10 protein-coding genes are annotated in these 13,125 nt (G+C 68.9%); 7 read left to right on the top strand and 3 right to left on the bottom strand.

Translation table 11 applies throughout. The features are described from left to right. The 3 genes from QOI01_RS35200 to QOI01_RS35190 all read left to right on the top strand — a co-directional run. A partial coding sequence (locus QOI01_RS35200) for a M24 family metallopeptidase (RefSeq protein ID WP_526388728.1) occupies nt 1-459 on the top strand: 459 nt, incomplete at its 5' end. Between the two features lie 3 nt (nt 460-462). After that, a complete protein-coding gene (locus QOI01_RS35195) occupies nt 463-1,665 on the top strand; it encodes an aminotransferase-like domain-containing protein (protein ID WP_526388726.1) in 1,203 nt (400 codons plus the stop codon). A gap of 4 nt (nt 1,666-1,669) precedes the next feature. Then, the gene (locus QOI01_RS35190) at nt 1,670-2,860 is read left to right on the top strand and encodes a M20 family metallopeptidase (RefSeq protein ID WP_526388724.1); all 1,191 of its coding nucleotides are present in this window, start codon (nt 1,670-1,672) and stop codon (nt 2,858-2,860) included. 1 nt (nt 2,861) lies between these two features. Here QOI01_RS35190 and QOI01_RS35185 read toward each other — a convergent pair whose 3' ends face one another. Next, nucleotides 2,862-5,729 (bottom strand): FAD-binding and (Fe-S)-binding domain-containing protein, encoded by a 2,868-nt coding sequence (locus tag QOI01_RS35185; protein WP_526388722.1) that lies wholly within the window; start codon nt 5,727-5,729, stop codon nt 2,862-2,864. Nucleotides 5,730-5,759: 30 nt separating this feature from the next. On the opposite strand from QOI01_RS35185, the gene QOI01_RS35180 reads away from it, so the two are divergent. Next, on the top strand, nt 5,760-6,479 hold the full coding sequence (locus QOI01_RS35180; RefSeq protein ID WP_526388720.1) for a maleate cis-trans isomerase family protein: 720 nt from the start codon (nt 5,760-5,762) through the stop codon (nt 6,477-6,479). Nucleotides 6,480-6,484: 5 nt separating this feature from the next. Further along, nucleotides 6,485-7,135, top strand: a complete 651-nt coding sequence (locus tag QOI01_RS35175; protein WP_526388734.1) for a GntR family transcriptional regulator — start codon at nt 6,485-6,487, stop codon at nt 7,133-7,135. On the opposite strand, the gene QOI01_RS35170 is transcribed toward QOI01_RS35175, so the two are convergent. Further along, nucleotides 7,132-8,616, bottom strand: coding sequence for an NAD-dependent succinate-semialdehyde dehydrogenase (locus QOI01_RS35170; RefSeq protein ID WP_526388718.1), 1,485 nt, complete (start codon nt 8,614-8,616; stop codon nt 7,132-7,134). The two genes, QOI01_RS35175 and QOI01_RS35170, sit on opposite strands and share 4 nt — an antisense overlap. Nucleotides 8,617-8,697: 81 nt before the next feature. Between QOI01_RS35170 and QOI01_RS35165 the strand changes: the two genes are divergently transcribed. Then, nucleotides 8,698-9,951 carry a class-III pyridoxal-phosphate-dependent aminotransferase gene (locus QOI01_RS35165; RefSeq protein WP_526388716.1) on the top strand — a complete coding sequence of 418 codons (1,254 nt, stop codon included), beginning with the start codon at nt 8,698-8,700 and terminating at the stop codon, nt 9,949-9,951. A 73-nt stretch (nt 9,952-10,024) separates the two neighbouring features. Here QOI01_RS35165 and QOI01_RS35160 read toward each other — a convergent pair whose 3' ends face one another. Continuing rightward, nucleotides 10,025-11,401 carry an MFS transporter gene (locus QOI01_RS35160; protein ID WP_526388714.1) on the bottom strand — a complete coding sequence of 459 codons (1,377 nt, stop codon included), beginning with the start codon at nt 11,399-11,401 and terminating at the stop codon, nt 10,025-10,027. A gap of 245 nt (nt 11,402-11,646) precedes the next feature. Between QOI01_RS35160 and QOI01_RS35155 the strand changes: the two genes are divergently transcribed. Next, nucleotides 11,647-13,029, top strand: coding sequence for an NAD(P)/FAD-dependent oxidoreductase (locus QOI01_RS35155; RefSeq protein WP_526388712.1), 1,383 nt, complete (start codon nt 11,647-11,649; stop codon nt 13,027-13,029). The last annotated feature ends 96 nt before the right edge of the window (nt 13,030-13,125 follow it).

The following is a 13,125-nucleotide window of genomic DNA, read 5'->3' as shown; positions in this document are numbered from 1 at the left end:
GTCGGCGAGGCCACCACCATCGAGCTGGCCGGTACGTTCGGCCGCTACCACGCGCCGCTGGCCCGGACCGTGATGCTCGGCGATCCCCCGCGCCGGCTCACCGACACCGCGAAGATCATTGCCGAGGCCATGCACGCGACGCTGGAAGCGATCCGCCCCGGCGTCACCGGCAGCAGGGTGCACCAGGCGTTCGACGATGTGATCAGGCCCCACGGTTTGACCAAGGATTCGCGGATCGGGTACTCGATCGGCATCGGTTACCCACCCGATTGGGGCGAGCGGACCGTCAGCCTGCGCCGCGGGGAGACGACCGAATTGGCCGCGGGCATGGCCTTCCACATCATCCTGGGGATGTGGATGGACGACTGGGGCTACGAGCTGTCGGAGCCAATCGTGGTCGGCCCCAACGGGGTTGAACGCCTGACCGATCTGCCCCATGAACTCACGATTTGGAGGTAGCACATGAGATCCGTAACCCTCCCATACGCTGCGCGAGCCGCCGGGCTGGTCGGGTCGGTCATCGACTCGAGCACCTCGTTGTTGCACAAGCAGACGCACGACATAGTCCGGTTCGCGATGGGCAGTCCCGCGGCCGAGGCGGTGCCGTCGGAGATCCTTGCCGCGATCGCGGCGGTCGAGCTGGGTCGGCCCGACGCCTACGACTACGCCGCCACCGAAGGCGATCCGCCGTTGCACGCCGCCCTGCTGCAGGCGTTGAGCGGCACCAGCGACGAGACCACCGCAGACCGGTTGACGATAACCGCAGGCGGCATGCAGGGCCTCGACCTGTTCTGCAAGATCTTCGTGGATCCTGGCGACCTCGTGGTGGTCGAGTCCCCGACCTATACCAACGGCAGCGCGACCGCACTCTCCTACGGCGCCACCCTGCTGGAGGTACCGGTCGACGACGACGGCATGGACGTCGCCGCACTGGAGAAACTGATCGCGGCGGCGGGCCGTACCCCCAAGGCCATCTACACGATTCCGACCTTCCAGAACCCGTCCGGCGTAACGCTTTCGCTGGAACGCAGGCACCGGCTGCTGGACCTCGCTCGCGATTGGGGGTCGATGGTGATCGACGACGACCCGTACGGTCTGCTGCGCTTCGCGGGCGAACCGCTGCCGACGCTGCGCGAACTCGGCGCCGGTGAGCCCCTGGTGTTCTCCGTGCGGACGTTCTCGAAGATCGTCGCCCCGGGCCTGCGCGTCGGGTGGGTGGATACCGTGCCCGAGCTGCAGCCGCTGCTGATCAACGCCAAGCAGGCGATGGACACGTGCACCAACCTTCCGGCCCAGCGCCTGCTTGCGGGGTTCCTCACCGGCGGACACCTGGAGAACCATCTGGTGACCCAGCGGGCGGAGTACAAGCGCCGCAAGGAGGCCATGCACACAGCGCTGCAGGAGCACTTCGGCGACATCGCGCGGTGGACGGATCCCGAAGGCGGCTTCTTCCTGTGGGTCACACTCGATGACGGCACCGATACGAACGAACTGTTCGACACCGCGCTCGCCGAGGGCGTCGCGTTCATCCCCGGGGCGGCCTTCTCCCCGTCCGGGCGGTTCACCGACGCCCTGCGTCTGTGCTTCGCCTCCACCCCGCCGGACCGGATCCACGAAGGAGTCGCCCGGCTGCGACGGGCGGTCAACTTGTTGGCGAAGGGCTGACCTGATGGGCGTGTCAGCCGCGGAGCAGGCCGTGCTGGACAGGATCGACGAAGCATCGCTGGTGGACCTGACTACGGCGCTGGTGCGGGGGGCCGGGCAGAATCCACCCGGCGACGAGGCGGCGACGGTGAACGTGCTGCGCTCGGCCGCCGTCGAGCTGGGACTGGATGTGGTCGAGACCGCGGTGGAGCAGGGCCGCAACAACTTACGCGTCACCCTGGCCGGCGGCAGCGGGCCCGGCCTGCTGCTGCTCGGTCACACCGACGTCGTCCCCGTCGGCGAGGGGTGGACGACGGACCCGTTCGGCGGGGTGGTGCGGGACGGCCGCATCTACGGCCGCGGCGCCTCCGACATGAAGGGCGGCCTCGCCGCGTCTCTCGCCGCCTTGGCGGCCCTGCGCGGCGTCGGGCTGAGCGGCCCGGTCGAGCTGGCCGCCCTGGTGGACGAGGAGGAGACCGGCAAGGGGATCCGCGCCTATATCGAGGCCTATACCGAGTCCGCGCAGCAGTCCTTCCTGGGCTGCCTCACCGCGGAGCCCACCGACCTGCAGACCATCATCGGCGCCCGTGGTGCCTCCTACCTGCGCGTCGAAATCCACGGAAAGGCCTGTCACGCAGGCAATCCCGATGACGGCGCGAACGCGATCTACGGCGCGGCCGCGGTGGTCGCCGAGATCGAGCGCCTGCATGCCGAGCTCGCGCGGCGGCCGCACCCGCTGGTGGGGCCTGCCACCTGGAGCGTCGGGCAGATGCACGGCGGTGCCGGCGGCTCCATCGTGCCCGCCGAATGTGTGGTCGTCGCCGATCGCAGGCTGCTGCCTGGCGAGTCACCCGAGTCCGTGCTCGACGGTCTTCGCGAGCGGGTGGATGGTCTGCGGCTGACCGACCGTGGTTTGACGACCGACGTGGCGATGCCGATGGAGATGCCCGCCTTCCAGACGGCCGCCGACTCGGAGCTGGCCCTGGCCGCCGACGCCGCGCTGGCCGACGTGGGCGGACCCCGGCTGCCGATGGGCGGTTGGACGGCCGCCTGTGACGGCGGATTCGTGGCCCGCGATCTCGGGATCCCGGTGGTCGTGCTGGGCCCAGGCTCGGCCACCAGCCAGGCCCACCGCGCCGACGAATCGGTCGAGGTCTCGGAGCTGATCGTTGCGGCCCGCGCCTACGCGTTGAGCGCCCTGCGCTTGTTGCGCTGACTCAGCGCCCCCGCCGCAGCGCGCCGGCCAGCAGCTCGGCGAGGTGCACCGGTTGCCGAGAGGTCCCGTGCGTGATCTGAGTGCGGCAGCTGAAGCCATCGGCGACGATCGCCGTGGTCGGCGCGGCCTCGCGCACGGCAGGCAGCAGAACACGTTCGCCGGCTGCCTTCGACACCTCGTAGTGGCCGCGTTCGAAGCCGAAATTGCCTGCGAGTCCACAACATCCGGAGTCGGGAATGGTCGCTTCGATGCCGGCGGCCGCCATCATCGAGCGATCGGCGTCGAAGCCCATGACGGCGTGCTGGTGGCAGTGGGTCTGCACCAGCGCCTGCCCACCGACTTGGGGCGGTTCCCAGCCGGACTGGTTCAGGAATTCGGCGAAGGTGTGTGTCGCGGCCGCCGCCGATGCCGAGAGGGGGTTGTCCGGCAGCAGCGCAGGAGCATCGTGCCGCAAGGCCGCGGTGCAGCTCGGCTCCAGCCCCACGATCGGGGTGCCGGCGGCAAGGGCCGGCGCCAGGGTCGCCAGCGAGCGCTCGAGCACCTTCTTCGCCCGATTCAGCTGGCCGGTGGAGATCCAGGTCAGCCCGCAGCACACCGACCTCTCCGGCAGCGCGACCTGATATCCGGCGGCTTCCAGCACCTCGACGGCAGCCTTGCCGACCTGAGGCGCGAGGTGATTGGTGAAGGAGTCGGGCCACAACAGGACCTTCCCCCGCACGCCTTGGGCTGCCTGGCCGCGCCCGGCGAACCAGGAGGTGAAGGTCTGCTCGGCGAAGGCGGGGATCTCCCGCTCCGGCGTGATCCCGCCCAGTCGCTTCGCCAGCGGGAGTCGAGCCAGACGGTTGACCAGCCGCGGCGCCCGCGAGGCGAACCGCGACGACACGGGCAGCCAGCCCATCGACCAGTGCGACAGGGGGCGGGCCCAGGGCCGGCGGGCGTAGTGGTGATGGGTGAACTCGGCCTTGTAGGTCGCCATGTCGACGTTCACCGGGCAGTCCGACAGGCATCCCTTGCACGACAAGCACAGGTCCAACGCGTCCCGTACTTCGGTCGACCGCCAGCCGTCCGTGACCACGTCGCCCTGGAGCATCTCCCAGAGCAGGTGAGCCCGCCCCCGGGTCGAGTGCAGCTCTTCGCGCGTCACCTGATAGCTCGGGCACATCACCCCGCCGGAGGACTGCCTGCACTTGCCGATACCGACGCACCGTCGTTGCGCCTGTGAGAAGTCGTGGTTGTCGTCGGCGTAGGCGAACAGGGTCAGCGGCTTGCGGTCCTTGGCCGGGCCGTCGTGCCGAATCGCGGCGTCCACCGCAGGCGGGTCGACGATCACGCCGGGATTCATCACCACGCTCGGATCCCAGATGTCCTTCATCCCGTTCAGGAGCGCCACGCCGTCCGCGCCGTACATCCGGCCGAGCAGGGCCGAGCGCGCCCGCCCGTCGCCGTGCTCGCCGGAAACGGAGCCGCCGAGTGAGACCACGAGATCGGTTGCGTGCTCTACGAATTCGCGGTAGGTCGCGATGCCGCTGCGGCTCAGGAGGTCGAAGTCGATCCGCATGTGCATGCAGCCCTCGCCGAAGTGCCCGTAGGACGCGCCGGAGAGACCGTGCCGGCCGAGCAGCTCGTCGAGCCCGCGCAAGTAGTCGCCAAGGCGCTGCGGCGGAACCGCGGCGTCCTCCCAGCCGCCCCAGGCCTCGGCGCCGTCGGCCCGGCGGGTGGCGAGCCCCGCCGCATCCGTCCGGCACCGCCACAACACCCGCTGCGCCCCGGGATCGGTGACGAGTGACGCGGTGGCGGGTGAGCCGGAGTCGCGCAGTTCCTCGAGCATCTTCTCGGCGGCCACCAGAGCCGATGCGTGGTCCTCGCCGCCCATCTCGACCAGCAGCCACGCGCGTCCCGTGGGAAGTCCGGCCTCGGTGGCGGCGGCCCTGATCTCGGTTGGAAGCCGGTCGACCAGGTCGACGTTGATCGACTCCATCGTCAGCGGGCCATGCCGCAGTACCACCGGCACGCAGTCGGCCGAGGAGACCGAGTCGCCAAAGCCGAGCACACACAGCACTTTTGCCTTGGGCAACTGCGTCAGCGAGACCGTCGCCTGCAGCGTCGTTGCGAAACCACCCTCGCTGCCGCACAACAGCCCGGCGACGTCGTAGGAGTTCTCCGGCAGCAGCCGGTGCAACGCATAACCCGAGATCTGCCTGGTGAATTGCCCGAACCGTCGCCGGATCACCAGCTCGTGTCGGTCGACGAAGCTCTGCAGCTGCCGGTGGAGCTCGCCCTCGCGGCCCGGCCTGCGGCCAAGCTCCTCGCGGTTGCCTGCGGCATCCACCGTGCAGCGCGCGCCGTCGGCGAGCATCACGTCGAGAGACCGGACGTTGTCGGCGGTCGTGCCCCAGGCCACGGAGTGCGCACCGCACGCGTTGTTCGCGATCATCCCGCCGAGCGTCGCCCGACTGGCCGATGACGGGTCTGCCCCGAACGCCAGCCCGAGCGGCAATGCCGCGGCCAGCAGATCGGTGAGAACCACCCCCGGTTCGACGATCGCGGTCCGGGATTCGTGATCGATGGCAAGGATCCGGTTGACGTGCCGCGAGGCGTCGATGACCACACCGCCGATCGCATTCCCGGCCATCGACGTGCCGCCGCCGCGGAGGGTCACCGGCGCGCCCGCCGCCGCGGTAAGCGTGACTGCTGTGGCGAGGTCCTCCTGATCGGCCGGGACGACGACCAGATCCGGCATGGCGCGGTAGTTCGACGCATCGGCCGCGTAGAGGGCGCGAGTCCGGGGATCGTCGCCGACCGACCCGCGAACCTCCGCCCGCAGCGACTTGGCGAGCCGGTGAACGTCGTACGGGGAGCGCGTTACCATTGTCAACAATCTACCGATCAGGGAGACAGCATGGTGACAGTAGGCCTCCTTTACCCCGGTCACAGCGCGGAGGACGACTTCCCGGCGCTGGAGTCCCGGATCGGCGGAATGGTCCGGCTTCCAGTCGTGATCACCTCGGTCGGCGAGGACGCGCACCGGGTGGACGCCCTCCTCGACCTCGGCCGTCCCGAACGGCTCGCCGATGGCGCCGCGCTGCTCACCGCCGAGAACCCCGATGCGGTGATGTGGGCCTGCACCTCCGGCAGTTTCGTCTTCGGTTCTGACGGCGCCAGGGATCAGGCCTCGGGTGTCGCCGCTGCGGTCGGCGTGCCTGCGTCGTCCACCTCGATCGCCTTCGTCGACGCGCTGCGGCACGTCGGCGTGCGCCGGGTCGCCGTGGCCGCCTCCTACCCCGACGACGTGGCCCAGCATTTCGTCCGGTTCCTGCGCGCAGGCGGTGCCGACGTGGTGTCGATGGGCAGCCACGGGATCGTCACCGCGGCCGAGGTCGGCACCCTCACCCCGGAGCAGGTGATCGCGATGGTCAAGGCGGCCGACCACCCGGACGCCGACGCCGTGCTCGTCCCGGACACCGCGATGCACACGCTGGCGATCGTCTCCGAACTCGAGGCGGCCATCGGCAAGCCGGTCCTCACCGCGAACCAGGTGACCGTGTGGAAGGGCCTGCAACTCCTCGGTCCGGTACCTGCGCTGCCGGGGTTGGGCACGCTCTTCGGAGACCGACGGTGACGGACATCATCGCGCCACTCGTGCAGCAGTCGACGCCGAGCATCATCGCGGACAAGCTGCGCCAGGCGATCGGTCAAGGGGAACTCAAGCCCGGCGCCCAGCTGAGCGAGGCCGACCTGGCCCGCAAACTCGGGGTCAGCAGGGGCCCCCTGCGAGAAGGCATGCAGCGGCTCACCCAGGAAGGCCTGCTGGTGTCGATCCGTCATCGCGGTCTCTTCGTGATCGAGATGACGCCCGACGACGTCCGCGACATGTACCTGGCCCGCGAGGCGATCGAACGCGCCGCCGCACGCAAGATCCTCGAGGGCGACTTCACCGCGGCAGGCGACGCGCTGCACGAGATCGTCGAGTCGATGGACGCCGCCACCACGCCCGCGGAGGTCAGCGAGCTGGACATCGGGTTCCACGTGCGTCTCGTCGCGCTGGCCGATAGTCCGCGCCTGACCCGGATGCACCAGACCTTCATCACGGAGACACGGTTGTGCATTCACGCACTCGAGGAGTCCTATTCGGTCTCGGAGGTGCGGGGTGAGGAGCACCGCGCGGTGGCCACCGCGATCAGGTCTGGCGACCGCAAGCTCACCGACGAGTTGTTGATCGCGCACATGGACGACGCGATCAACCGGCTGACCCTTCCCGATGCCGCGGGCGCTTAATTCATCGCGATCCCGACGTATTTGGTCTCCAGGAACTCGTCGATCCCGACCGTGCCGCCCTCACGACCGAGGCCGGATTGCTTGATGCCCCCGAACGGCGCGGCGGGGTTGGACACGACGCCCTGGTTGAGTCCGACCATGCCGGTCTCGAGGGCCTCGGCGACGCGGAGTGCGCGGCGCAGGTCGTTGGTGAAGACATACGACACCAGTCCGTACTCCGTGTCGTTGGCCGCCGCGACCACGTCAGCCTCCGAGTCGAACGGGGTGAGTGGAGCGACCGGGCCGAAGATTTCCTGGTCGGCCATCTGCGCCTCCCGCGGGACGCCGGTGAGGACCGTCGGCGGGTAGAAGTAACCGCCACCGGGGGCGGCCGATCCCCCGGTCAGCACCTTGGCCCCGCGCGCCACCGCATCGGCGACCAGGGACTCCACCTTCCGCAGTGCCGCCTCGTCGATCAGCGGTCCGACCTGCACCCCGTCGTCCGTCCCACGGCCGACCGACATCGCCGCCATCCGCTCGGAGAGACGACGGCCGAACTCGTCTATCACCGAAGAGTGCACGTAGATTCGGTTGGCCGCGGTGCAGGCCTCGCCCATGTTGCGCATCTTGGCCGCGATCGCGCCGGTGACGGCCTCGTCGAGGTCCGCGTCCTCGAACACGATCAACGGGGCGTTGCCGCCGAGTTCGAGCGAGGTCCGCAGGATCTTCTCCGCACACTGCTCGAGCAGCAGCCGGCCAATTCGGGTCGAGCCGGTGAACGAGAGCTTGCGGGCCAGACCGGACCGGATCAGCGGCTCCATCACCGCTCCTGCGTCCATCGCGGTGATGCAGTTGACCGTGCCGGCTGGCACGCCGACCTCGGTCAGGATTTCCACGAGCGCGAGCATCGACAGCGGTGTCTGGTGGGCCGGTTTGATCACGCTCGTGCAGCCGGCTGCGATCGCGGGGCCGAGCTTGCGGGTGCCCATCGCCATCGGGAAGTTCCACGGGGTGATGAGTAGGCACGGACCGACCGGTTGCCGGGCGATCAGGAAGCGTCCGCCGCCGGCCGGTGCGGTCTGGTAGCCGCCGTCGATCCGTACTGCCTCGCTCGCGAAGTGTCGGAGGAACTCTGCGGCGTAGGCGATCTCACCACGGGCTTCGGCGAGTGGCTTGCCCATCTCCAGCGTCATCAGCAGGGCAAGGTCGTCGATCCGTTCGTGCAGCAGCTCGAACGCCCCGGTGAGCATGTCGGCCCGCTCGCGCGGTGAGGTCGCGGCGAAGGCCGGCTGGGCGGCGACGGCGGCGTCCAACGCGGCCCGACCGTCCTGCGGCGTGGCATCGGCCACCGCGCACAGCGTCGTCCCCGTCGCCGGATCGACGACGTCGAAGGTGCCTCCGTCTGCGGCGTCGACCCACTTGCCGTCGACGAGAAGCCGTTTCTGGACGGCATTGACAACTGGGACGATAACTGGGACCACCCTGGCCTCGTGCTCACTCATCCGTAAACCCCTTCCACTGGCGCGGCACACTTAGATACCCTGATTGTTGACAATCTATCAATCCATAAGCAAGGGGATGACGTGGCCGAGCTCTCGCAGGTTCTGAAGCAGGCGACCGGCGTGGTCGCCGCCCGTGGTGAGGGTGTTCTGCTCTACGACGAGGACGACCGCCGATACCTGGACTTCACCGCCGGTATCGGCGTGACGAGTACCGGGCACTGCCACCCCAGGGTGGTCGCGGCGGCCCAGCGGCAGGTGGCGACACTGATCCACGGGCAGTACACGACCGTCATGCACCGTCCCCTGCTGACCCTGGTGGAGCGACTCGGTGAGGTTCTCCCGCCGGGTCTGGACCGGATGTTCTTCGCGAATTCCGGCAGCGAGGCGATCGAGGCGGCGCTGCGGCTCAGTCGCCAGGCGACGGGCCGCCCGAACGTCATCGTCTTCCATGGCGGCTTTCACGGCCGGACGGTGGCGGCGGCCTCGATGACCACCTCCGGCACCAAGTTCCGGTCCGGATTCAGCCCGCTGATGGGCGGCGTGCACGTGTCGCCGTTCCCCGACCCCGGTCACTTCGGCTGGCCGGTCGAGCAGGCGACCGATTTCGCACTCACCCAACTCGACTACGTGCTGCAGACCCTGAGCGCCCCGGCAGACACGGCCGCGTTCTTCGTCGAGCCGGTGTTGGGTGAGGGTGGGTACGTGCCCGCTAGCGAGCGCTTCCTCGCCGGGCTGCGCGAACGTGCCGACGCACATGGCGTCCTGCTCGTGCTCGACGAAGTCCAGACCGGGTTCGGCCGGACTGGAAAGTTCTGGGGCGGGGACCATTTCGACGCGCGACCCGACATTCTCGTCACTGCGAAGGGGTTGGCGTCCGGCTTCCCGCTGTCCGCCATCGCGGCGTCGTCGGCGCTGATGGGGCAAGCGTGGCCGGGTTCACAGGGCGGCACGTACGGCGCGAACGCGGTCGCCTGCGCCGCCGCGCTTGCCACACTCGACGTGATTCAGGACGAACGCCTGGTCCAGAACTCGGCCGAACGCGGCGCCCAGTTGAAGCAGGCGCTGCAGACCGTCGCGGACAAGCGCGACCAGATCACCGACGTCCGCGGTCTCGGTCTGATGATCGGCAATGAGTTTCGTGGTGCTGACGGCAAACCCGACCCGGTCACGGCCGCCGCCGTCCAGCAGGAGGCGGCCCGGCGTGGGCTGCTGCTGCTGACCTGCGGGGCGTGGGGGCAGGTCGTCCGCTTCATCCCGGCGCTCGTCGTGACCGCCGATGAGATCGACGAGGCGGCCGGGGTCTGGGCCGATGCCGTAGACGCCGTCCTCACCTGACGACGGCGAGTGGCCAGTCATGCCACGCGATTTCGCAGAACGAGTGCAATATCTGGCCACTCACGCGATTGGCTCAGGCCGGGGTGGGGTGGAGGTCGTAGTCCACCGGCGGCGGGGCGCCCGCGGTACCCGGGACGGTTCTGCCGTTGATCGGGCACCGGGTGGTCTCAGGGACCGTGATCAGGGCGATCGCGCCGACCACGCAGGCAGCCATCATGTAGTACGCCGGAACGAGGCCGTCGCCCGTCTTACCTATGAGCCATTCGTTGACCGCGGGCGCAGTGCCACCGAAGATCGAGGTGGACACGTTGTACGCGATCGCGAAACCGGCGTACCGCACATGGGTGGGGAACATCGCCGGGAAGCTTGCCGAGATCGTCGCCAACTGGGGCACGTAGAGAAGACCGAGGACGGCGAAGCCGATCACCGCCCCGGCCAGGCCAGTGCCCATCAGCAGGAACATCGGTATGCCTGCGATGAAGAGGCCGGCCAGCGAGAACCACCACAGAGGCTTGCGCCCGATCCGATCCGACAGCGCGCCGGCGAACGGCAGGAACACCATCATCGTGAGCATGCCGATGATGGGAACGACCAGCGACGAGTCGGCCGACAGGCCGATCTCACCCTCCAGGTAGGTCGGCATGTAGCTGAGCAGGGTGTAGTTCACCACGTTCAGCGCGACGACCAGGCCGGCGAGCCGCAGGATCGGCCGCCAGTAACCGGCGAGAAGGTCCCTGAACTGGGTGGAGGTCTGCTCCTCCCTCTCGCCCTTCGCCTCCAGCTCACGGAAAATCGGCGTGTCCTCCAGCCGTGTGCGCAGGTAGATCCCGACCAGGCCGAGCGGCGCGGCGACCAGGAACGGCAGCCGCCAGCCCCACGAATGCATCTGGTCGTCGCCGAGCAGCAGCGAAAATCCGAGCATCAGCAGCGCACCGAGCGAGAACCCGGCCAACGTGCCGAACTCGAGGAAGCTGCCAAGGAAACCGCGCCTGCGGCACGGCGCGTATTCGGCCATGAACGTCGCCGCGCCGCCGTATTCGCCGCCGGTGGAGAAGCCTTGGATCATGCGGAGCAGCACCAGCAGGATCGGCGCCCACAGCCCGATCGTGGCGTACGACGGCACCAGCCCGACGCACAGGGTCGCGCCGGCCATCATCAGGATGGTGATCGCGAGCACCCGCTTGCGGCCGACCCGGTCACCGAGCGGGCCCCAGACGAATCCACCGAGCGGCCGGACCAGGAACGAAACGGCGAACGTCATCAGCGCGAGCAGCGTCGCGGTGCCGGTGTCCCCGGGGAAGATCGCAGCAGAAATATAGGTCACGCCGTAGGCGTAGATGCCGTAGTCGAACCACTCGGTGGCGTTGCCGATCGCGGATGCGGCGACCGCTTTCCTCACGACATCCGGCGACGACACGATCTCGGGCGGATGAGCCTGTTCGGAACCCACGGGATCCTCCTCGTCTCCATCGACTCTGAGTCCCGTGGGCCACCGTACGGAGGAACAGGCGGTGACTTACGCAGCCAAGGTCGTAGTTTTGTTGACAATCCGTCACATTTCCACGGTTGAACGTGAACGGCAAGGGTTGACGGTTACCTCTCGGTTAAACCTCCCGCCGCCCATCGAGCAGGTGGCCGGTCACAAAGGAGAAGCCCAGCGGGTGTGGTCGTCGCGTCGCGTCTAGCCTCGGAACGGTGAGCAACGGTCGCACGAAGGTTCTGGTCATCGGGGGCGGCTTCGGCGGCCTTTTCTGCGCTCGCCGCTTGGGCGGTGCCGACGTGGACGTCACGCTGCTCGACCGTGCGGCGTGCCACGTGTTCCAGCCGCTGCTCTACCAATGCGCGACCGGGACGCTCAGCGTGGGACAGATCAGCCGTTCGCTGCGCGAGGAACTGGCAAAACACCGCAATGTCACCACCCTGCTCGGCGACGCGATCGATCTCGACGCCGACGCCCGCCAGGTCACCGCCCGTCGCCCCGACGAGACCACGTTCTGCCTCGACTACGACGTGCTGGTCGTCGCGGTCGGGATGCAGCAGTCGTACTTCGGCCAAGCGGAGTTCTCCCAGTGGGCGCCGGGAATGAAGACCCTCGATGACGCACTGTCGGTCCGCCGGCGGTTGTTCGGCGCTTTCGAGATCGCCGAGACGCTGCCTCCCGGACCGGAACGGGAGGCCTGGCTCACCTTCGTCGTAGCCGGTGGCGGCCCAACCGGAGTGGAGCTGGCCGGCCAGATCCGGGAGATGGCCACCAGAACCCTGGCCAACGAGTTCCACAGCATCGAGCCCGAAGACGCCCGGGTGCTGCTGTTCGACGGCGGCGACCGCGTGCTCAAGAGCTTCGCGCCCGCCCTAGCGGGCAAGGCCTCAAGGACCCTGGAGAAATTGGGCGTCGAACTGCACATGGGCGTGCACGTCACCGATGTGCGTCGCGACGGCGTGACCATTTCACCGAAGGGTGATTGCCCTTCCGAGGACTACGCGGCGCGGACGGTGCTGTGGACGGCAGGCGTCGAGGCCGTGCCGTTCGCGCGGCGGATCGCCGAGGTGCTCGGGGCGACGTCGGACCACGCGGGACGGATCGCAGTGGATGCCGACCTGACCGTGCCCGGTCACCCGGAGATCTTCGTCGTCGGCGACCTCGTGGGCCGCGACCACCTGCCCGGGGTGGCGGAGAACGCCATGCAGGGCGGCCTGCACGCAGCCAATTCCGTCCGGCGCGACCTCGAAGGCAAGCCCCGCAACGCCTACCGCTACCACGACGTCGGCTCGGCGGCCTACATCAGCAGGGGGCATGCCCTGCTCCAAGCCGGCCCCGTCAAACTCACCGGCTTTCTCGGCTGGCTGGGCTGGGGGTTCATCCACATCGCGTTTCTCACCGGGGTGCAGAACCGGATCAGCACCCTGACAACGTGGTTCAGCGCCATCGCCCGTGCGAACCGCACCGACCGGACGTACCTGCTCGGCAACACGACCGCGGCCGAGCAGCCCTACACCTGGACGAACTGCGACCTGTCCGCGTTGAACTCCAAGCCGACCGACGCCATCCCCGACGCGGCCGCCAGCGGTACCGCCTAGCGCTGGCCGACCAGGTCGAGGCGCACCAAGGGGCCGTCGCGTGGCCGGTCCGGCCGCCGCTCCAACTACGTCGGCCATCGACGAACTCGTGGCGAG

It is taken from the genome of Mycobacterium sp., from assembly GCF_032162605.1.
Taxonomy (GTDB): Bacteria; Actinomycetota; Actinomycetes; order Mycobacteriales; family Mycobacteriaceae; genus Mycobacterium.
Note: the sequence above shows the minus strand (reverse complement) of the source record. Positions and strands in the feature narration are given on the sequence as shown.